Consider the following 21196-nt stretch of genomic DNA (forward strand, 5'->3'; position numbering starts at 1 on the left):
AAAATTGTTATTGCGGTGTCATTAACTGCATTTATGTTATACATATAACATTAATATCCAACACAACACCACGTTTTTTTCAGCGGAGATCGCGTTTCGATCCAGGAAAAAAACCAAAAAAAACCAGCGCAATGCGCTGGTTTTTTAGTTTGGCGAATCCGCTGGATCAGAAGTCCAGGTTGGATACCGCCAAGGCGTTGCTTTCGATGAAGTCACGGCGAGGTTCGACCGCATCACCCATCAGGGTGTTGAAGATCTGGTCAGCGCCAATGGCGTCTTCGATGGTCACTTTCAGCATCCGGCGAACGCTTGGGTCCATGGTGGTTTCCCACAGCTGATCCGGGTTCATTTCGCCCAGACCTTTGTATCGCTGGATAGTGTGGCGCTTGGTGCTTTCGGCCATCAGCCACTCCAATGCTTCCTTGAACTCGGTGACGGCTTTCTTACGCTCGCCGCGTTGGATGTATGCGCCCTCATCCAACAGAGTGCTCAACTGTGCTCCCAGCGAAACGACAGTTTTGTAGTCGTTGCTGCCAAAGAAGTCGCGGTTGAAGGTGACGTAGCTCGACAAGCCGTGGGAGGTCAGCTCGACTTCCGGCAGCCACACGCCACGCTCACGATCTTCACGCAGGCTGGCTTTGTAGACCAGGCCAGACTTCTCGACAGTGCGCAGGCGGGTTTCGTACTGGGTCAGCCATTCCTGCATGGCGGCGTGATCGCCGAGTTTTTCCAGGCTCACGGCCGGCAGGTAGATGAAGTGCTCGGTCAGCTCCTGCGGGTACAGGCGCGACAGACGCTTGAGGGTCTTCATCACCATGCGGAAGTCATTCACCAGACGTTCCAGCGCTTCACCGGAGATGCCTGGAGCGTCTTCGTTGAGGTGCAGGCTCGCATCTTCCAGGGCCGACTGCGTCATGTACTCTTCCATGGCGTCGTCGTCTTTGATGTATTGCTCTTGCTTGCCTTTCTTGACCTTGTAAAGCGGCGGCTGGGCGATGTAGATGTAGCCACGCTCGATCAGCTCTGGCAACTGACGGAAGAAGAAGGTCAGCAGCAGGGTACGGATGTGCGAACCGTCGACGTCAGCATCGGTCATGATGATGATGTTGTGATAACGCAGCTTGTCGATGTTGTACTCTTCGCGGCCGATGCCGCAGCCCAGCGCGGTGATCAAGGTGCCCACTTCCTGAGAAGAGATCATCTTGTCGAAACGTGCTTTCTCGACGTTGAGGATCTTGCCCTTCAGTGGAAGGATCGCCTGCGTCCGGCGGTTACGACCCTGCTTCGCGGAACCGCCAGCAGAGTCACCTTCCACGAGGTACAGTTCGGAGAGGGCAGGGTCTTTTTCCTGACAGTCAGCCAGTTTGCCCGGCAGGCCAGCAATGTCCAACGCGCCTTTACGGCGAGTCATCTCGCGAGCCTTGCGCGCCGCTTCACGGGCACGCGCCGCGTCGATCATCTTGCCGACGACCAGTTTGGCTTCGTTCGGGTTTTCCAACAGGAAGTCGGAGAAGTACTTACCCATTTCCTGTTCGACAGCGGTCTTCACTTCGGAAGACACCAGCTTGTCCTTGGTTTGGGAGCTGAACTTCGGATCCGGCACCTTCACCGAGATAATCGCCGTCAGGCCTTCCCGAGCGTCATCACCCGTGGTGGCGACCTTGTGCTTCTTGGCCAGGCCTTCCTGCTCGATGTAGGTGTTCAGGTTACGCGTCAGTGCGGAACGGAAACCCACCAAGTGAGTACCGCCGTCACGTTGCGGAATGTTGTTGGTGAAGCACAACAGGTTCTCGTTGAAGCTGTCGTTCCACTGCAGGGCGATTTCCACGCCGATGCCGTCTTCACGCTGGATGTTGAAGTGGAACACCTGGTTGACCGCCGTCTTGTTGGTGTTCAGGTATTCAACGAACGCACGCAAGCCACCTTCGTACTTGAACAGCTCCTCTTTGCCGCTGCGCTCATCCTTGAGGACGATGCCGACACCGGAGTTGAGGAAGGACAGTTCACGGATACGCTTGGCCAGGATGTCCCAGCTGAAGTGAATGTTCTTGAAGGTTTCGCTGGAAGCCTTGAAGTGGATCTGGGTGCCGGTGGTGTCGCTGTCGCCAACGATGGCCATGGGCGCCTGCGGCACGCCGTGCACGTAGGTCTGTTCCCAGATCTTGCCACTGCGACGAACGGTCAGTACCAGTTCTTCGGAGAGGGCGTTCACTACCGACACACCCACGCCGTGCAAACCGCCGGATACCTTGTAGGAGTTATCGTCGAACTTACCGCCGGCGTGCAGTACGGTCATGATGACCTCGGCTGCCGAGACGCCTTCTTCTTTGTGCACATCTACCGGAATGCCTCGACCGTTGTCACGAACGGTGATGGATTCATCCGGGTGGATGATGATGCTGATGTCGTCGCAGTGACCGGCCAAAGCTTCGTCGATCGAGTTGTCCACCACCTCGAACACCATGTGGTGCAGACCGCTGCCATCGTCAGTATCACCAATGTACATACCGGGACGTTTGCGCACGGCATCCAGGCCTTTCAGCACCTTAATGCTCGATGAGTCGTACGTATTTTCTTCGCTCAATGCCTTCACTCCCGATGGTCGTGGGTCTGGGTGATACGGCCCTGTTCCACGTGGAACAGAGCGACTGGCGTTTCCGTCTGCCAGCCTTCCCTCAATAATTCATGATCTACACAGGTTATGAACACCTGGCAGCGTAAGTCTTCCAACAAGCGGCAAAGCGCGCGACGGTGCTGCTCGTCCAATTCGGACGGCAAGTCATCCACCAGATAAATACACTGACCACGCCGAGCCTGACTCACCAAATGCCCTTGGGCAATTCGCAATGCACAGACCACCAGCTTCTGCTGACCGCGGGACAAAATATCCGCAGCATTGTTTGCCCCCAATCTAAGGCGCAAATCTGCTCGCTGCGGACCGGCCTGGGTATGACCCATTTGCTGATCCCGTTGCAGGGATCCGGCAAGCACTGCACTCAGTTCGCGGTCTTTGTCCCAGCCTCGGTAATAGCTGAGCGTCAAACCCTCAAGCTCAACCAGCTCGCTCAAGGTCTGTTCAAAGACTGGTTTCAAGGCTTTGATATAGGCGCGGCGGTATTCATCAATTTCAGCGCTGGCCTGGCACAGTTCCCTGTCCCAAACCGCCTGCGAAACGGCGTCAAGTGTACCATGCCGCAGCCAAGAGTTTCTCTGGCGCAGAGCCTTCTGCAAGCGCTGCCAGGTCGACATGAATCGCGGTTCCACGTGGAACACACCCCAATCGAGAAACTGGCGGCGAATCTTCGGTGCCCCCTCCAGCAGGCGAAAGCTGTCAGGGTTGATCAGCTGTAAAGGCAGGATCTCAGCTAGCTGCGCAGCGCTACGGGCGTTTTGGCCGTCAATGCGAATCTGGAACTCGCCCTGTCGGTCCCGGGATATGCCAAGAGCACTCTGTCCGCCTTCAGCCAATTCGACTTGGCCAAACACGGTGCACGCCAACTGTTCATATTGAATGACGGGCAACAAACGGGTACTGCGAAACGAACGGGCGAGCCCCAGCAGGTGAATGGCTTCCAGAACACTGGTTTTACCGCTGCCGTTAGCGCCGTAAAGAATGTTGATTCGGGGGAGGGGGAGAAGGTCACCGGGTGCAAATTGCGCACCGCGGTGACCGAGACGCGACTTAAGGACATCTCGTTGTGCTGATTACAGGCGCATCGGCATGACGACGTAGGCCGAATCATCGTTGTCGGACTCTTGCACCAGCGCACTGCTGTTGGAGTCGGACAGGATCAGGCGAACCTGTTCGGTAGTCATTACGCCCAGCACGTCGAGCAGGTAGCTCACGTTGAAACCAATCTCCAGGTTACCGCCGTTGTACTCAACGCCGACTTCCTCTTCTGCCTCTTCCTGTTCCGGGTTGTTGGCCTGGATTTTCAACTGACCGCTGGCCAGCTGCAGGCGAATGCCACGGTACTTCTCGTTGGACAGAATCGCGGTACGGCTGAAGGCCTCACGCAGCGATTGGCGATCACCCAGCACCAGTTTGTCGCCGCCCTTAGGCAGGACGCGCTCGTAATCAGGGAACTTGCCATCCACCAGTTTCGAGGTGAAGGTGAACTCACCGGTGGTAGCGCGGATGTGGTGTTGACCCAGGACGATACTGACGTTGCCTTCAGGCTCGGTCAGCAGACGAGCGAGTTCGAGGATGCCTTTGCGCGGTACGATGACCTGATGGCGATCCGGCTGACCGATGTCGGCCTGCATCGAGCACATGGCCAGACGGTGACCGTCGGTGGCCACTGCGCGGATGATCCCCGCGGAGACCTCCAGCAGCATGCCATTAAGGTAGTAACGCACGTCCTGCTGGGCCATGGCGAAGCTGGTGCGTTCGATCAGGCGACGCAGCTTGCTTTGCTCCAGGCTGCAGGTCAGTGAGCCTGGGCCTTCTTCCACCGTCGGGAAGTCGTTGGCCGGGAGCGTCGACAGCGTAAAACGACTACGGCCAGCCTTGACCACGAGCTTCTGCTCATCGACCTTGATGTCGATCAGGGCATCGTTCGGCAAACTCTTGCAGATGTCCATCAGCTTGCGCGCAGGGACCGTGATGGAACCCGGGTCGGCCGGCTCTTCGAGCTCGACACGACCGACCAGCTCGACTTCCAGGTCAGTACCGGTCAGCGAGAGCTGCTGGCCTTCGACAACCAGCAGCACGTTAGAGAGCACCGGCAAGGTCTGGCGGCGCTCGACGACGCCTGCGACCAGTTGCAGGGGTTTCAACAGGGCTTCGCGTTGAATGGTGAAATGCATGGTCTAGTCCCTTGCCTTAATTAGCTGCGCTGGAATTCATCAAGTGGTCAATGTACGCAGCAGGTTCTTGTAGTCCTCGCGGATGTCCGCGTCGGATTCCTTAAGCTCGTTGATCTTGCGGCAGGCGTGCAAAACCGTGGTGTGGTCACGGCCACCAAACACATCGCCGATTTCCGGCAGGCTGTGGTTAGTCAACTCCTTGGACAACGCCATGGCAACCTGTCGCGGACGTGCCACCGAACGCGAACGGCGTTTGGACAGCAAGTCGGAAATCTTGATCTTGTAGTACTCGGCGACCGTACGCTGAATGTTATCCACAGAGACCAATTTGTCTTGCAGCGCCAACAGGTCTTTCAGGGATTCGCGGATCAGCTCGATGGTGATGTCGCGGCCCATGAAGTGCGAGTGAGCGATGACACGCTTGAGCGCGCCCTCGAGCTCACGGACGTTGGAGCGAATGCGCTGGGCGATGAAGAACGCGGCGTCGTGAGGCAGATCGACTTTGGCCTGGTCGGCCTTCTTCATCAGGATCGCAACCCGGGTTTCAAGTTCCGGCGGCTCGACGGCGACCGTCAAACCCCAGCCAAAGCGCGATTTTAGACGCTCTTCAAGCCCTTCGATTTCTTTCGGGTAGCGGTCACTGGTGAGAATGACCTGCTGGCCACCTTCGAGCAGAGCGTTGAAGGTATGGAAAAATTCTTCCTGGGAGCGTTCCTTGCGCGCAAAGAATTGAATGTCATCGATGAGCAGTGCATCCACCGAACGGTAAAAACGCTTGAACTCGTTGATGGCGTTCAGTTGCAGAGCCTTGACCATGTCGGCCACGAATCGCTCCGAATGCAGGTAGACGACCTTGGCATTCGGGTTTTTCTTTAACAGGTGGTTACCCACAGCATGCATCAAGTGGGTTTTACCCAAACCTACGCCACCATAAAGGAAGAGCGGGTTGTAACCGTGCTTGGGGTTATCCGCCACCTGCCAGGCCGCAGCCCGGGCCAGTTGGTTGGACTTACCCTCAACGAAATTTTCAAAGGTGAACGTGCGGTTCAGGTAACTGGTGTGCTTGAGCGCACCCTCGACCTGGACGGTGCGCTGTTCGGAACGCACCGGCGCCTGTTGCGAGCTGGCCCCTGCCATCGGGTCGAAACTGTCGCGGGAAGGCTCTTCGTCGACATGCGCGACATTTTTGGCAGCCGCCCTCAAAGCGGCTGCCGGGGCCGAGGCTGGCGCACTGACCTGTGGCTGAGCCGCCTGTGCCTGTGAAGCAGCAGCAGCCAGCGGCGCATTCGGCGCGGCACGCGGTGCCGAGCTGCGTTTGCTGCCTATTAATAAGGAAAGCGCCGGCGCCATCCCATTGCCATGCTCATCGAGCAGCTCAAGGACGCGACCCAGATACTTTTCATTGACCCAGTCGAGGACAAAACGGTTGGGTGCATAGACACGCAACTCGTCGCCTTCGGCTTCGACCTGTAGTGGACGGATCCAAGTGTTGAATTGTTGGGCAGGCAGCTCATCGCGCAGAAGCTCCACGCACTGCTGCCAAAGTTCCACTGACACGGATATCCCCTAAGTAGAAAGCCGGTGAGGCAAAAACAAGCGGCCATTGTAACGACCAGACGCCGACTTATCCACACGAAGGTTGTGCACTGACCAAGAAGAATCAACGCTTTATGAGCAAAAAAGGCGACCAGTGGTCAGTGAATAAGCTCTGTGGATAACCGCCCTTGAGATCGTTGCACAACTCGACGGATAAGTCAGTGGATAACCCGCCTGTGGATAACACTGTCTTTCGCACACAGCTTATCCGCCCCTGCAACACAGGCTGAACACGGTTTCCCACTGTAGTTGTCATTCTCTGTACATCACGTAATAGAAGCTCCAAAGGCAGTTATCCACAGATGATTGGCGCCTTAGCTTCTATAAGCTTTACAGAAAAGCTTTAAATACTTTCCTTCTTTATTTTTATGTTTGATCAAGGTTGAACAGGATCCAGAGGCTGACGCATCTATTTATGAGGAAACGCTGGTTGGAAATTGACCTGAGGACTTGCTTTCTCTAGAATCCCCGGTCTCTTAAAACGGGGGCCATTCCGGCCCGTTGTGGACGAACCAGGTAACACGACATGAAACGTACTTTCCAACCAAGCACTATCAAACGCGCTCGCACCCACGGTTTCCGTGCCCGCATGGCTACCAAGAACGGTCGTGCCGTCCTGTCGCGTCGTCGCGCCAAAGGTCGTGCGCGTCTGGCAGTTTGATAATCCGGCACTGCAGGTGAGTCAGGACTTCAGTCGGGAAAAGCGTCTGCTTACACCCCGGCATTTCAAGGCAGTCTTTGACTCCCCTACCGGCAAGGTTCCGGGGAAAAATCTCCTGCTCCTTGCGCGCAACAACGATCTTGATCACCCCCGTCTCGGGCTGGTTATCGGGAAAAAGAGCGTAAAGCTCTCCGTTGAGCGCAATCGCCTCAAACGTCTAATGCGCGAGTCGTTCCGCCTGAATCAGGATTCCCTGGTCGGTTGGGACATCGTTATCGTCGCGCGCAAAGGTTTGGGCGACGTAGAAAACCCCGAATTGATTCAGCATTTCGGCAAACTCTGGAAGCGTCTGGCGCGCAGCAAGCCAGTACCAGCAGTCAAAACCGAAACTGTAGGGGTAGACAGTCCAGATGCGTAAACTGGCGCTCGTTCCGATCCAGTTTTATCGCTATGCCATCAGTCCAATGATGGCCAGCCACTGTCGTTTCTACCCCAGTTGTTCCTGCTACGCGTTGGAAGCCATCGAAAATCATGGCCTTCTACGCGGTGGCTGGCTGACCTTTCGTCGTTTAGGTCGCTGTCATCCGTGGAATCCCGGTGGTTATGACCCGGTTCCACCTATCCCTACCTCCCGTTCTTCTTCGATGGCCGAGTAATCATGGATATCAAACGCACGATCCTGATCGTCGCCCTGGCAATCGTGTCCTACGTTTTGGTTCTCAAATGGAACCAGGACTATGGCCAGGCTGCCCTGCCGACTCAGAATGTTGCAGCCAGTACGACCACACCGGGTCTACCGGATACGCCAACTGGCAATAATGCTTCCGTCAGTGACGACATCCCCCGCGCCGCAAACGAGACCAGTGCTCCTGCTGAAACGCCAGTGGCTGTCAGCAAGGATCTCATCCAGATCAAAACGGATGTGCTCAACCTGGCAATCGACCCACAGGGTGGCGATGTTGCCCAGTTGACGCTGCCACTGTATCCGCGTCGCCAGGACCATCCGGACATCCCGTTCCAGTTGTTCGATAACGGCAACGAGCGTACTTATCTGGCTCAAAGCGGCCTGATCGGTGCCAACGGTCCGGATGCAAATCCTGCTGGTCGTCCGGTGTACTCCTCGGAGAAGAAGGTTTATCAGCTGGCAGATGGTCAGGACCAATTGGTCGTGGACCTGAAGTTCAGCAAAGACGGCGTCAACTACATCAAGCGTTTCACGCTGAAACGTGGCCTGTATGACGTAACCGTCAGCTACCTGATCGATAACGAAAGCGCCCAACCTTGGTCGGGTGCGATGTTCGCGCAACTCAAGCGTGATGCCAGCTCCGATCCTTCTTCCAGCACTGCCACCGGCACCGCGACTTACCTGGGCGCCGCCCTGTGGACAAGTTCCGAGCCGTACAAGAAAGTGTCGATGAAGGACATGGACAAGGCTCAGCTCAAAGAAACCGTCAACGGTGGTTGGGTTGCCTGGTTGCAACACTACTTCGTGACTGCCTGGATTCCGGCGAAGGGCGAAAACAACGTCGTCCAGACCCGTAAAGACAGCAAAGGCAACTACATCATCGGCTACACCGGTCCTTCGCTGACCGTTGCTCCGGGTGCCAAGGCTGAAACCAGCGCCATTCTGTACGCCGGCCCGAAAAGCCAGGCGGTGCTGAAAGAGTTGTCCCCAGGCCTGGAACTGACCGTCGACTACGGCATTCTGTGGTTCATCGCCCAGCCGATCTTCTGGTTGCTGCAACACATCCACGCGATTGTGGGTAACTGGGGCTGGTCGATCATCTTCCTGACCATGCTGATCAAAGGGATCTTCTTCCCGCTGTCGGCTGCCAGCTACAAATCCATGGCCCGCATGCGTGCAGTCGCACCAAAACTGGCTGCGCTGAAAGAGCAACATGGCGACGACCGGCAGAAAATGTCGCAAGCCATGATGGAGCTGTACAAGAAGGAGAAAATCAATCCGCTGGGTGGTTGCTTGCCAATCCTCGTGCAGATGCCGGTTTTCCTCTCCCTGTACTGGGTTCTGCTGGAAAGCGTGGAAATGCGCCAGGCGCCGTTCATGCTGTGGATTACTGACCTGTCGATCAAGGATCCGTTCTTCATTCTGCCGATCATCATGGGTGCAACCATGTTCATCCAGCAGCAGTTGAACCCGACACCTCCGGATCCGATGCAGGCCAAGGTGATGAAAATGATGCCAATCATCTTCACCTTCTTCTTCCTGTGGTTCCCGGCCGGTCTGGTGCTGTACTGGGTAGTGAACAACTGCCTGTCGATCGCCCAACAGTGGTACATCACACGTAAAATCGAAGCGGCTACCAAAGCGGCTGCCTGATTTACACTGTGGATAACCACTCAAGACGCCCCCTAGTGGGGCGTTTTGCTATCTGTCACTTTTGTCTCTGGATACCGGTTTATGAGCGCTCCCCGTGAAACCATCGCTGCCGTCGCTACGGCTCAAGGTCGTGGCGGTGTCGGCATCGTGCGTATTTCCGGGCCGTTGGCCAGTGTTGCAGCCAAGGCTTTCAGCGGCCGCGAACTCAAAGCCCGCTTCGCTCACTACGGACCGTTCCTCGGTGCAGACGACGAGGTTCTGGATCAGGGCATCGCGCTGTATTTCCCCGGGCCGAACTCGTTCACCGGCGAAGACGTGCTGGAGTTGCAAGGGCACGGTGGGCCGATCGTCCTGGATATGCTGTTGCAGCGTTGCCTGGAACTGGGTTGCCGTCTGGCGCGGCCGGGTGAATTCAGCGAACGCGCCTTCCTCAATGACAAGCTCGACCTGGCACAGGCCGAAGCCATCGCTGACTTGATCGAAGCCAGTTCTGCACAGGCAGCGCGCAATGCATTGCGTTCGTTGCAGGGCGCTTTCTCCGCGCGTGTGCATAACTTGACTGAGCAACTGATCGGGCTGCGCATCTATGTCGAGGCAGCGATCGACTTTCCGGAGGAGGAAATCGACTTTCTCGCCGATGGCCACGTGCTGAGCATGCTCGACAAGGTTCGTGAAGAGTTATCCACAGTGATGCGTGAGGCCGGGCAGGGCGCCTTGCTGCGCGACGGCATGACCGTAGTGATCGCCGGTCGGCCAAACGCTGGCAAATCAAGCCTGCTCAATGCCCTGGCTGGCCGCGAAGCAGCGATTGTCACCGAGATTGCCGGTACAACGCGTGATGTTTTGCGTGAACATATCCACATCGATGGCATGCCTCTGCACGTCGTGGATACCGCCGGTCTGCGTGACACCGATGATCATGTGGAAAAGATCGGCGTCGAGCGGGCGCTCAAGGCTATCGGCGAAGCCGACCGCGTGCTGTTAGTCGTTGATGCCACCGCCCCCGAAGCGCTCGATCCTTTTGCCCTGTGGCCGGAATTCCTCGAAACCCGGCCTGATCCTTCAAAAGTCACGCTGATCCGTAACAAGGCCGACCTGACGGGTGAGGCGATCGCCCTGGATGTCAGCGATGATGGCCATGTCACCATCAGCCTCAGTGCCAAATCGGCGGGATCGGGACTGGAATTGTTACGCGACCACCTGAAGGCCTGCATGGGTTATGAACAGACATCCGAAAGCAGCTTCAGCGCTCGTCGGCGGCACCTCGAGGCTCTGCGCCATGCCAGCGACTCCCTGGAACACGGGCGTTCACAACTGACCTTGGCGGGAGCAGGGAGTTGCTGGCCGAGGATTTACGCCAGGCTCAGCAATCATTGGGCGAAATCACCGGCGCATTCAGCTCCGATGATTTGTTGGGCAGGATTTTTTCGAGTTTCTGCATAGGGAAATAACTGTGGAGCGCTGTGGAAAACTTATCCACAGCCCTTCAACGTTACCAGTTATAGGACACCGTACCCAGCAAGGTGCGATCCTCACCCCAGTAGCAGCGGCCGGCATCGTTACAGCCTGATACGTATTCCTTGTCGAACAGGTTTTTCGCGTTCAGGTCGACGCTCCAGTGGCTGTCGATCTGATAACCGACCGCCGCGTCCACCAGGGTAACGTCGCCGGCATCGAGCTTTCCATACAAGGTCGGTGCCGTGTAGGCGAACGCGCTGTCAAAGTAGCGTACGCCGCCCCCAACGTAGAACCCTTTCAGGCCACCCTCCAGGAAACGGTATTTCGCCCAGGCCGAGGCTTGATTGCGCGGCACGCCCGTCATTTGGTGACCTTCGACCAACGAGGCAGCGGCATCTTTGGTAATCCGTGCATCTGTGTACGTGTAGGCGGCCGTGACGTTCAGATTAGGGGTCAGGTTGCTGTTGAGTTCCAGCTCCACGCCCTTGGACCGACTTTCGCCCACCTGGCGATAGGTCGAGGTGGTGGCGTCCAGATAGGTGTCATCCTTCTTGCGCAGGTCGTACACCGAAGCGGTGAACGCTGTATCCCAACCCGCCGGCTCGTATTTGAGACCGACTTCATACTGGCTGCTGGTGATCGGGTCCAGTGGCTGGCCGGAGTTGGAAATCTGCTGTACCGGGACAAAGGCTGTGGAATAACTGACGTAGGGCGTAAGGCCATTGTCGAACTGGTACATCACGCCGCCCTGGTAGGTGAACTTCTTATCCACAGAGCTGATGTTTGCGCCGCGGGCGACCTTGTCACGGAAATCACTGTCGACCCAGTCCTGCCGACCGCCCAGCAAGAACAGCCAGTGGTCATATTTGCTCTGGATCTGTGCATAAACACCTTTCATCTGCTGTTCAAGCAAAGTGTTCTGCACGGCAATTGGTGTTGTCGGATCACGCAGGTAAACCGGGTTGTAGACATCGATCGGGCCGACCAGCCCTGCATTCCAGTCCTGGTTGAACGAGGTGCGGTCAAAGCTGCCGCCAAACAGCACGGTGTTTTCCAGGCCACCCACCTGGAACTTGCCTTCGAGCTGGTTATCCAGCGAGTAAACCATCGACTTGTTGAAGCGATCGTAGGCGGTCATGTTCACGCGCGTGCCAAACCCGGCGTTGTTCAGGTTGCCCGGCCAGGTTTCATGACGGTTGATGCGCGATTGCATGTAGCGCGAGTTCTGCCGGAACTGCCAGTCATCGTTAAAGCTATGGCTGAACTCGTAGCCGACGCTCCAGGTTTCCCTTTCGAAGGTGTTCCAGTCCGGATCCCCCAGCATCGTGTCCTTGTCCAGTTTGCCGTTGGGGTTCTTCAACAGAGTACCGGCAGCGGGCAGGCCCAGCTCCATGTTGGTGTGATCCTTCTGGTAATTGGCCAGCAGTGTCAGCGTGTTGTAGTCATCGAAATTCAGGGTCAGGGATGGTGCGATGTAGATCCGGTCGTCCGGCACGTGCTTGGTCTGGGTATCCGAATCGCGTCCAAGCATCACCAACCGGCCCAGCACATTGTCGTTTTCGGCCAGTGGACCGGAAACATCGATGCCCAATTGCCGCCGGTTGTTGGAACCGTAACCGAGTTGCACTTCACCTTGCGGAGCGGAAGTCGGGCGCTTGCTCACCAGGTTGACCAGGCCGCCCGGCGCGTTTTCGCCATAAAGCAATGACGAAGGGCCGCGGAAGACCTCGACGCGTTCAAGGCCATAGGGTTCGGTGGTGGTGTCATAACGGTTGCCTTGCACGCGCAGGCCATCGCGCAGCAGGCCGTAGCCGTAGTCTGTAGCGTTGAAACCCCGAATGAAGAACAGATCCCCAGCCAGGCTGTCACCGGCCGCGAACGGCGGCGCGAAAATACCGGGCACGTAACCCAGGACCTCGGTCAGGGTCTGGGACTTTTGATCTTTCATGCGCTGGGCGGTGACGACCGAGATCGAGCGCGGGGTTTGCGATAGCGGCGTGCTTGTTTTGCTTCCCACCCGACTGTTGTTGGCCTTGTACCCTGTGTCTGCGGCGTAATCGAGGTTCATCTCGTTCGGCTGCTGGCCATTGATGTTGGTGGTGCCGAGTACCAAGGGACCGCTGTCGGGGACCGTTTGCAGGATGTAGCTGCCCGGCGCCTGGGGCACGGCCTGCAATCCGGAACCTTGCAAAAGAACGGAGAAGCCCTGTTCCACCGGATAACTGCCGGACAGGCCCTGCGTACGCAAGTTGGCAGTCTGCTGTGGGGAAAACGAGAGAATCAAGTTGGCCACGGAAGCGAACTCGCTCAGGGCTTTATCCAGCGGGCCAGCCCCGATGGCGTAACGCTGGGTGGCATCGGCGGCCATGATAGGGGGGACGAACAGCGCGCTCGTGGCGGCGCTGCTCATCAGCAAACTGTAGGCAATGCAATGGGGAGTGAAACGCTTACGCAAGTGAGGAAGTCGCATGGGTAGTCAAAGCCCTGAAGGTGGCAAATGCCGCGTTGAACCGCGATTACCTGTAGGGCCGTTACAGGGAAAAAAAGATAACCCTGTAGTGAACAAATTTTCGTGCATAGCGCAAACCGCTTAACCGACCTGCTTGATCGATACCCAGTACCGCGTGAAATAACTGACGCTGACCGGTAATGATGCTTTCAGGTTGGCCAGCACCGCTTCGGTCGAGTCCAGGCGGAATGTCCCGGAGACCCGCAGGCGTGCCGCACGCTCATCGCAGTGCAAGACCCCTGAGCGGTAACGACCCAGTTCTGCGATCACATCCCCCAGCGGTGCATCGAGGACGATCAATTGACCGTTGATCCAGGCGGCATCGGTGGAGCGATAGAGATGAATCGCACCGATGCGATGGCTGTCGAAGTCCACACCTTCACCGGCCACCAACACTTGGGAATGCTTGGGCTGGTCGTATGGCTGGATGCTGACCCGGTCTTCAAGCACCCCGATCCGCGAGGAGCCGGATAACTGGCGCACTGAAAAACGGGTGCCCAGGGCCCTGATACGACCTTCGCGGGTGTCGACAAAAAACGGTCGCTGGTCGCCCTGCTTGCCGGTGCGGACCAGGATTTCCCCTTCGCGCAAACGGATCAGGCGCTGCTCTCCGTCGAACAGCACATCAATGGCGGTGCCGGTATTGAGGTGAATCTGACTGCCGTCGGCCAGCTCGATCTTGCGCCGCTGTCCGACCTTGGTCCGGTAGTCCGCCCAGATGTTGCCCACAGGGGTGTGTTGCTGGACGTTCCAGCCCAGGTAACCGGTGCCGGCGAGGATCAACAGCAGTTTGAGCACCTGGCGACGTTGTTGCGTCGAGGACAATGCCCGCCGGGACAGGTCCCGGGGCAGGCTGCCGAGATGACGTTGAACCTGTTCCATGTGGTTCCAGGCAGCCAGATGCGCCGGGCTGCTGTCGACCCAGTGTTGCCATGCCTGACGCTGGGCCGCCGTGGGCGGTTCGGATTGAAATTGCACGTACCAGGTGGCGGCAGCTTCGAAGACTTTGCGGTCGGGGATCATCAGCGTGCCGCCATGATCATCGAGCATTCGGTCAGTGCGCGGACCATGTGTTTTTTCACGGTGGTCAGGGACACCTTCAGCTGATTGGCGATCTGTTGATAAGTCAGCCCCTCGATCTGCGACAGCATGAAGATTCGCTGTGCCCGGGCCCCCAGGTTAGCGAGGGCTTTATCCACAGCGACCAGGGTTTCAATAATCAGCGCCTTGTCTTCCTCGCTGATGGCTGTCGCTTCCGGTCGTTCTGCCAGGGTTTGCAGATAAGCCACCTCGATTGCGCGCCGGCGATAGCGGTCAATCACCAGCCCGCGTGCCACGGTTGCCAGGTAATCCCTGGGCTCAAGAATCTGGCTGGCGTCTCGTGAGCCAAGTAGGCGCACGAACGTATCGTGCGCCACGTCGGCTGCATCGCAGGCGTCATGCAGTTTCCCCTTCAACCATCCATACAGCCACGAATGGTGCTGCACATAGATGCGCTCGATTGCTGCGGTGTGGGGTGGCATGGGCATAAAGGCAAGAGGAGGGTGGCTTAATGATAATAGCTATTATTAGCTTTTGTTACACGTCCTCACAATACCCTGCATCAACCTCGTGCTCCTCGATCCCCAGAAGTACACGTGCCTTTGGCAGTGAGGGCATGACTGCCATCTGAATGTGGCCACCTCTGAGCGATTTCTGTGGATTAAGCCCTGTGAATAACCGCGCCTGAGGGCGGTTGATAACAGGCCTCGAAAGCTGAACATAAACCCCTCTGTGGATAAACACCACTTTAATCCACAGGCTTAAACCGGTTACCCAAGGCCCTCCTTCGCACATGGACACAGGGTTATAAATCTCTGTACACCATGTTATATAAGGCCTGCATAAATCTATCCACAGATTTGATGGTCACTAAGAATAAACATAAAAACAAAGATTTAATAAATTTCTCTCTTTTTAATTTCTATAACTCCGACTTCTCCACAGCTGGTTAAATTTTGTGCAAAGGGTTCTTTAGAGAAGGCGAAGTCCCTATACTTGTCGACCAGGTTCAGAAACCTGTCCCAATTTTCCTGAATTACCTACTTAAGCAGGCACGAGGTGCGTGGTGGATTTCCCTTCCCGTTTTGAAGTGATCGTCATCGGCGGCGGTCATGCCGGTACCGAGGCAGCACTGGCCTCAGCACGCATGGGTGTGAAAACCCTGTTGCTGACGCATAACGTGGAAACCCTCGGTGCCATGAGCTGCAACCCCGCCATCGGAGGGATTGGCAAAAGCCATCTGGTCAAGGAAATCGATGCCCTCGGCGGCGCGATGGCTCTGGCTACCGACAAAGGCGGTATCCAGTTCCGTGTATTGAACAGCCGCAAAGGTCCTGCAGTGCGTGCGAACCCGCGCCCAAGCCGATCGCGTTCTCTACAAGGCGGCCATTCGCGAGATCCTGGAAAACCAGCCCAACCTGTGGATATTTCAACAGGCTGCCGACGATCTGATCGTGGAACAGGATCAGGTGCGCGGTGTCGTGACCCAAATGGGCCTGCGTTTCCTCGCGGACTCGGTGGTGTTGACCACTGGCACCTTTCTGGGCGGACTTATCCACATCGGGATGCAGAATTTTTCCGGCGGCCGCGCCGGCGATCCGCCGTCGATTGCCCTGGCACACCGCTTACGCGAACTGCCCCTGCGAGTTGGTCGCCTCAAAACCGGTACGCCCCCGCGCATTGACGCGCGGTCTGTGGATTTCTCGGTCATGACCGAGCAGGCTGGCGACACGCCGATTCCGGTCATGTCGTTCATGGGTTCCAAGGAACTGCATCCACAGCAGATCAGTTGCTGGATTACCCACACCAATGCCCGGACTCACGAAATCATCGCGGCCAACCTTGATCGCTCGCCGATGTATTCCGGGGTGATCGAAGGGATTGGCCCGCGTTATTGCCCGTCGATTGAAGACAAGATCCATCGATTTGCCGACAAGGAAAGCCATCAGGTCTTCATCGAGCCGGAAGGCTTGACCACCAATGAGCTGTACCCGAACGGGATATCCACATCGCTGCCATTCGACGTGCAATTGCAGATTGTCCAGTCGATCCGCGGCATGGAAAACGCGCACATCGTGCGTCCGGGCTATGCGATTGAATACGACTACTTCGATCCACGGGATTTGAAATACAGCCTCGAAACCAAAGTCATCGGCGGCCTGTTCTTTGCCGGGCAGATCAACGGCACCACTGGTTACGAAGAAGCCGGCGCCCAGGGGCTGCTGGCCGGAACCAACGCTGCGCTGCGCGCACAGGGCAAAGAAGCCTGGTGCCCTCGCCGCGATGAAGCCTACATCGGCGTACTTGTTGACGACCTGATTACCCTCGGCACCCAAGAGCCGTACCGCATGTTCACTTCCCGCGCCGAATACCGCCTCATCCTGCGGGAAGACAACGCGGACCTGCGCCTGACTGAAAAAGGTCGTGAACTGGGTCTGATCGATGACGCCCGCTGGACGGCTTTCTGCGAAAAACGTGAAGGCATCGAGCGAGAAGAGCAGCGTCTGAAAAGCACCTGGGTCCGGCCAAACACTGAACAAGGCGATGCGATTGCCGAAAAGTTCGGCACCCCGCTGACCCACGAATACAACCTGCTCAACCTCTTGAGTCGTCCGGAAATCGACTACGCTGGGCTGGTCGCAGTGACCGGCGGGGGCGCAGAAGATCCACAGGTTGCCGAACAGGTCGAAATCAAGACCAAGTACGCCGGTTACATTGACCGTCAACAGGATGAAATTGCCCGTTTGCGCGCCAGTGAAGACACGAAACTGCCTGTGGATATCGATTACACGAGCATTTCCGGGCTGTCCAAGGAAATCCAGAGCAAGTTGGGCGCTACCCGCCCTGAAACGCTCGGCCAGGCATCACGTATCCCCGGCGTTACCCCGGCTGCGATTTCGCTGTTGATGATTCATTTGAAAAAACGCGGCGCTGGCCGTCAGTTGGAGCAAAGCGCTTGAGTTCGTTGGTCACCTCGAAAAACGCCGAAGAGTTATCCACAGGCGCTCGCCAGCTCGGTGTTGCCTTGACAGAAACCCAGCACGCGCAGCTGCTGGGCTATCTGGCCCTGTTGATCAAATGGAACAAGGCCTACAACCTGACTGCGGTACGCGATCCGGACGAGATGGTGTCGCGTCATCTGCTCGATAGCTTGAGCGTGATGTCATTCATCGAAAACGGGCGCTGGCTCGACGTGGGCAGTGGCGGCGGCATGCCGGGTATACCGTTGGCCATCCTGTTTCCGCAGGCGCAAGTCACTTGTCTGGACAGCAACGGCAAGAAAACCCGCTTCCTCACGCAGGTCAAACTCGAGCTCAAGCTCGACAACCTGCAAGTTATCCACAGCCGCGTCGAAGCTTTCGAGCCTGCCCAGCCATTCAACGGGATTATTTCCCGGGCATTCAGCAGCATGGAAAACTTCACCGACTGGACCCGACACCTGGGCGATGCCGACACACGCTGGCTGGCAATGAAGGGCGTTCATCCTGCTGATGAGCTGGTAGCATTGCCGGCAGACTTCCACCTCGATAGCGAACACGCCCTGGCCGTACCCGGTTGCCAAGGCCAACGCCATCTGCTGATACTGCGCCGCACGGCATGATTGGGAACACAAGCAAGAATGGCTAAGGTATTCGCGATTGCGAACCAGAAAGGTGGTGTGGGTAAAACCACCACCTGCATCAACCTCGCAGCTTCCCTGGTCGCTACCAAGCGCAGGGTGCTGTTGATCGATCTCGATCCACAGGGCAACGCCACCATGGGTAGCGGTGTGGATAAACACGGCCTGGAAAACTCGGTCTATGACCTGCTGATCGGTGAATGCGATCTGGCGCAGGCCATCCACTTCTCCGAGCATGGTGGTTATCAGCTCCTGCCGGCCAACCGCGACCTGACTGCCGCTGAAGTGGTTCTGCTGGAAATGCAGATGAAGGAAAGTCGCCTGCGAAGCGCGCTGGCGCCCATTCGTGATAACTACGACTACATTCTCATCGACTGCCCGCCGTCGCTGTCGATGCTGACGTTGAATGCACTGGTTGCCGCTGACGGGGTGATTATCCCCATGCAGTGCGAGTATTTCGCGCTGGAAGGCTTGAGCGACCTTGTGGATAACATCAAGCGCATCGCCGAACTGCTTAACCCTGACCTGAAGGTCGAAGGCTTGCTGCGTACGATGTATGACCCGCGACTGAGCCTGATGAACGATGTTTCCGCTCAGCTCAAGGAGCACTTCGGCGAGCAGCTGTACGACACGGTCATCCCGCGCAACATCCGTCTGGCCGAGGCGCCCAGTTACGGCATGCCTGCGCTGGCGTACGACAAGACATCACGTGGCGCGATTGCCTACCTGGCGCTGGCGGGCGAGATGGTTCGCCGTCAACGCAAAAATCCACGCACCGCCGCTGCCCAGGCAATTTAAGGAATCCCCATGGCCGTCAAGAAACGAGGTCTCGGACGAGGACTGGATGCACTGCTCAGCGGTCCGACTGTCAGTTCGCTGGAAGAACAAGCGGTACAGGCCGATGCGCGTGAATTGCAACATCTGCCCCTGGACCTGATCCAGCGTGGCAAATACCAGCCGCGCCGGGACATGGACCCGCAAGCGCTGGAAGAACTGGCACAGTCGATCAAGAGCCAGGGTGTGATGCAGCCGATCGTGGTGCGTCCTATCGGCAGCGGACGCTTCGAGATCATCGCCGGCGAACGCCGCTGGCGCGCAAGCCAGCAGGCGGGTCAGGAAACCATCCCGGCCATGGTGCGCGATGTGCCGGATGAAACCGCGATCGCCATGGCGCTGATCGAGAACATCCAGCGCGAAGACCTCAATCCGATCGAGGAAGCAGTTGCCCTGCAGCGTTTGCAGCAGGAATTCCAGCTGACTCAGCAGCAGGTTGCCGAAGCCGTGGGCAAGTCCCGGGTCACCGTTGCGAATCTGCTACGCTTGATCGCGTTGCCGGAAGTCATCAAAACCATGCTGTCACACGGCGACCTGGAAATGGGTCATGCGCGTGCTTTGCTGGGATTGCCGGAAAATCAACAGGTTGAAGGGGCGCGACATGTTGTCGCACGAGGGCTGACCGTGCGCCAGACTGAGGCACTGGTACGCCAGTGGCTCAACGGCAAACAGGAGCCTGCGGAACCTGCAAAACAGGATCCCGATATTGCCCGACTCGAGCAGCGCCTGGCCGAGCGCCTAGGCTCTGCGGTGCAGATTCGCCACGGTAAAAAGGGAAAGGGACAGCTGGTGATCGGGTACAACTCCCTCGATGAACTTCAGGGTGTGCTCGCACACATTCGCTGAAACATTTCCTCATGTAGCGCGCAGTCGGAAATCACTACCTGATAGTTGAATAGGGGCTGAACCGCCCCTATACTCTGCGCGCATTTTGTCGGCACAAATTATGCCAAGTTATTGATTTCTGGCAGCCGACCATTGGAGAGCAATAGTGATGGAAAGCCGCACGCCAAACCGCTTGCCGTTCCATCGACTGGCAGTTTTTCCGGTGTTGATGGCTCAGTTTGTCGTCCTGCTGATCGCTGCTCTGGCGCTTTGGCAATGGCGCGGAGTCGTTGCCGGATATTCGGGACTTTGCGGAGGCCTGATAGCCTTGCTGCCCAATGTGTATTTCGCTCACAAGGCATTTCGGTTTTCCGGTGCCCGAGCAGCCCAGTCCATCGTCCGGTCTTTTTATGCCGGCGAGGCAGGCAAACTGATTTTGACGGCAGTGCTGTTTGCACTGGTGTTTGCAGGTGTGAAGCCATTGGCGCCGATTGCAGTATTCGGTGCCTTCGTGCTGACCCAGTCGGTCAGCTGGTTCGCTCCCCTGCTGATGAGAACAAGACTTTCGAGACCTTAGGGCGTTTGAGGCAACCATGGCAGAAACAACCGCTTCGGGCTATATCCAGCACCACTTGCAGAACCTGACTTTCGGTCAGCATCCTACCGGCGGCTGGGGCTTTGCTCACACCGCAGCAGAAGCCAAGGAAATGGGCTTCTGGGCTTTCCACGTCGATACACTCGGCTGGTCGGTCGCTTTGGGTCTGATCTTCGTTCTCCTTTTCCGCATGGCGGCGAAGAAAGCGACTTCCGGTCAACCTGGTGCTCTACAGAACTTCGTTGAAGTATTGGTCGAATTCGTCGATGGCAGCGTGAAAGACAGCTTCCATGGCCGTAGCCCGGTGATTGCACCGCTGGCACTGACCATCTTCGTCTGGGTGTTCCTGATGAACGCCGTCGACCTGGTACCGGTCGACTGGATTCCTCAGTTGGCCATCCTGATCTCCGGTGATGCACACATCCCATTCCGTGCCGTGTCGACCACCGACCCGAACGCGACCCTGGGCATGGCGTTCTCGGTTTTCGCACTGATCATTTTCTACAGCATCAAGGTCAAGGGCATCGGCGGCTTCATCGGCGAACTGACCCTGCACCCGTTCGGCAGCAAGAACATTCTCGTTCAGGCGCTGTTGATCCCGGTGAACTTCCTGCTGGAATTCGTGACTCTGATTGCCAAGCCGATCTCTCTGGCCCTGCGTCTGTTCGGCAACATGTATGCCGGCGAGCTGGTGTTCATTCTGATCGCTGTGATGTTCGGCAGCGGCCTGCTCTGGCTCAGTGGCCTGGGCGTTGTCCTGCAGTGGGCGTGGGCGGTGTTCCACATCCTGATCATCACCCTGCAGGCGTTCATCTTCATGATGCTGACCATCGTCTACCTGTCGATGGCGCACGAAGAAAACCATTAAGGCCAGTTTCGACTAGTCTGATGTCCCTCCCGGTCAAACGGGA

At 57.2% G+C, this 21196-nt stretch carries 15 protein-coding genes and 3 pseudogenes; 11 read left to right on the forward strand and 7 right to left on the reverse strand.

Going from position 1 to position 21196, the window contains the following annotated elements:
• Nucleotides 1–166 precede the first annotated feature (166 nt).
• From gyrB to dnaA, 4 genes and pseudogenes are all read right to left on the reverse strand, one after another.
• Nucleotides 167–2584: a DNA topoisomerase (ATP-hydrolyzing) subunit B gene (gene gyrB / locus AB4N33_RS21685; RefSeq protein WP_460119494.1), complete on the reverse strand. Its 2418-nt coding sequence runs from the start codon at nt 2582–2584 to the stop codon at nt 167–169.
• Between the two features lie 5 nt (nt 2585–2589).
• Nucleotides 2590–3692, reverse strand: a pseudogene (gene recF / locus AB4N33_RS21690) (DNA replication/repair protein RecF).
• 13 nt (nt 3693–3705) lie between these two features.
• On the reverse strand, nt 3706–4809 hold the full coding sequence (gene dnaN / locus AB4N33_RS21695) for a DNA polymerase III subunit beta (protein WP_476458218.1): 1104 nt from the start codon (nt 4807–4809) through the stop codon (nt 3706–3708).
• Nucleotides 4810–4848: 39 nt separating this feature from the next.
• Nucleotides 4849–6366, reverse strand: a complete 1518-nt coding sequence (gene dnaA / locus AB4N33_RS21700) for a chromosomal replication initiator protein DnaA (protein WP_460119500.1) — start codon at nt 6364–6366, stop codon at nt 4849–4851.
• 565 nt (nt 6367–6931) lie between these two features.
• Between dnaA and rpmH the strand changes: the two genes are divergently transcribed.
• The 5 genes and pseudogenes from rpmH (at nt 6932) to mnmE (ending at nt 10855) form a co-directional block, all read left to right on the forward strand.
• Complete coding sequence (gene rpmH / locus AB4N33_RS21705; protein WP_003213577.1) at nt 6932–7066, forward strand: 50S ribosomal protein L34; 135 nt, start codon at nt 6932–6934, stop codon at nt 7064–7066.
• Nucleotides 7067–7082: 16 nt separating this feature from the next.
• Complete coding sequence (rnpA, locus tag AB4N33_RS21710) at nt 7083–7484, forward strand: ribonuclease P protein component (protein WP_010465490.1); 402 nt, start codon at nt 7083–7085, stop codon at nt 7482–7484.
• Entirely contained in the window at nt 7477–7722 is a 246-nt protein-coding gene (gene yidD, locus AB4N33_RS21715) for a membrane protein insertion efficiency factor YidD (RefSeq protein WP_150733942.1), read from the forward strand. Before rnpA ends, yidD begins: the two co-directional genes overlap by 8 nt.
• A 2-nt stretch (nt 7723–7724) precedes the next feature.
• Nucleotides 7725–9404, forward strand: coding sequence for a membrane protein insertase YidC (gene yidC, locus AB4N33_RS21720; protein ID WP_460119502.1), 1680 nt, complete (start codon nt 7725–7727; stop codon nt 9402–9404).
• 81 nt (nt 9405–9485) lie between these two features.
• Nucleotides 9486–10855 (forward strand): annotated as a pseudogene (gene mnmE, locus AB4N33_RS21725) (tRNA uridine-5-carboxymethylaminomethyl(34) synthesis GTPase MnmE).
• Nucleotides 10856–10896: 41 nt separating this feature from the next.
• Here the strand turns inward: mnmE and AB4N33_RS21730 are convergent.
• From AB4N33_RS21730 to AB4N33_RS21740, 3 genes are all read right to left on the reverse strand, one after another.
• Complete coding sequence (locus AB4N33_RS21730) at nt 10897–13332, reverse strand: TonB-dependent siderophore receptor (protein ID WP_476458219.1); 2436 nt, start codon at nt 13330–13332, stop codon at nt 10897–10899.
• A gap of 120 nt (nt 13333–13452) precedes the next feature.
• Nucleotides 13453–14421 carry a FecR domain-containing protein gene (locus tag AB4N33_RS21735; protein ID WP_476458220.1) on the reverse strand — a complete coding sequence of 323 codons (969 nt, stop codon included), beginning with the start codon at nt 14419–14421 and terminating at the stop codon, nt 13453–13455.
• Nucleotides 14394–14900 carry a sigma-70 family RNA polymerase sigma factor gene (locus tag AB4N33_RS21740; protein WP_476458221.1) on the reverse strand — a complete coding sequence of 169 codons (507 nt, stop codon included), beginning with the start codon at nt 14898–14900 and terminating at the stop codon, nt 14394–14396. The genes AB4N33_RS21735 and AB4N33_RS21740 overlap by 28 nt, the downstream gene beginning before the upstream one ends.
• A 578-nt stretch (nt 14901–15478) precedes the next feature.
• On the opposite strand from AB4N33_RS21740, the pseudogene mnmG reads away from it, so the two are divergent.
• The 6 genes and pseudogenes from mnmG (at nt 15479) to atpB (ending at nt 21153) form a co-directional block, all read left to right on the forward strand.
• Nucleotides 15479–17372 (forward strand): annotated as a pseudogene (gene mnmG, locus AB4N33_RS21745) (tRNA uridine-5-carboxymethylaminomethyl(34) synthesis enzyme MnmG).
• Nucleotides 17369–18013, forward strand: a complete 645-nt coding sequence (gene rsmG / locus AB4N33_RS21750; protein WP_476458222.1) for a 16S rRNA (guanine(527)-N(7))-methyltransferase RsmG — start codon at nt 17369–17371, stop codon at nt 18011–18013. Before mnmG ends, rsmG begins: the two are co-directional and overlap by 4 nt.
• An 18-nt stretch (nt 18014–18031) precedes the next feature.
• Nucleotides 18032–18829: a ParA family protein gene (locus AB4N33_RS21755; RefSeq protein ID WP_460119515.1), complete on the forward strand. Its 798-nt coding sequence runs from the start codon at nt 18032–18034 to the stop codon at nt 18827–18829.
• 9 nt (nt 18830–18838) lie between these two features.
• On the forward strand, nt 18839–19711 hold the full coding sequence (locus AB4N33_RS21760) for a ParB/RepB/Spo0J family partition protein (protein ID WP_460119517.1): 873 nt from the start codon (nt 18839–18841) through the stop codon (nt 19709–19711).
• 148 nt (nt 19712–19859) lie between these two features.
• Nucleotides 19860–20267, forward strand: a complete 408-nt coding sequence (locus AB4N33_RS21765; RefSeq protein ID WP_460119518.1) for a F0F1 ATP synthase subunit I — start codon at nt 19860–19862, stop codon at nt 20265–20267.
• Nucleotides 20268–20283: 16 nt separating this feature from the next.
• Nucleotides 20284–21153 (forward strand): F0F1 ATP synthase subunit A, encoded by an 870-nt coding sequence (gene atpB, locus AB4N33_RS21770; protein ID WP_460119520.1) that lies wholly within the window; start codon nt 20284–20286, stop codon nt 21151–21153.
• The last annotated feature ends 43 nt before the right edge of the window (nt 21154–21196 follow it).

It is taken from the genome of Pseudomonas sp. S1_E05, from assembly GCF_056337105.1.

Coding starts and splice junctions, on each gene's coding strand:
- dnaN (WP_476458218.1), bottom strand. CDS start 4,809: ATGCATTTCACCATTCAACGCGAAGCCCTGTTGAAACCCCTGCAACTG.
- rpmH (WP_003213577.1), top strand. CDS start 6,932: ATGAAACGTACTTTCCAACCAAGCACTATCAAACGCGCTCGCACCCAC.
- yidD (WP_150733942.1), top strand. CDS start 7,477: ATGCGTAAACTGGCGCTCGTTCCGATCCAGTTTTATCGCTATGCCATC.
- yidC (WP_460119502.1), top strand. CDS start 7,725: ATGGATATCAAACGCACGATCCTGATCGTCGCCCTGGCAATCGTGTCC.
- AB4N33_RS21730 (WP_476458219.1), bottom strand. CDS start 13,332: ATGCGACTTCCTCACTTGCGTAAGCGTTTCACTCCCCATTGCATTGCC.
- AB4N33_RS21735 (WP_476458220.1), bottom strand. CDS start 14,421: ATGCTCGATGATCATGGCGGCACGCTGATGATCCCCGACCGCAAAGTC.
- AB4N33_RS21740 (WP_476458221.1), bottom strand. CDS start 14,900: ATGCCCATGCCACCCCACACCGCAGCAATCGAGCGCATCTATGTGCAG.
- AB4N33_RS21755 (WP_460119515.1), top strand. CDS start 18,032: ATGGCTAAGGTATTCGCGATTGCGAACCAGAAAGGTGGTGTGGGTAAA.
- AB4N33_RS21760 (WP_460119517.1), top strand. CDS start 18,839: ATGGCCGTCAAGAAACGAGGTCTCGGACGAGGACTGGATGCACTGCTC.
- AB4N33_RS21765 (WP_460119518.1), top strand. CDS start 19,860: ATGGAAAGCCGCACGCCAAACCGCTTGCCGTTCCATCGACTGGCAGTT.
- atpB (WP_460119520.1), top strand. CDS start 20,284: ATGGCAGAAACAACCGCTTCGGGCTATATCCAGCACCACTTGCAGAAC.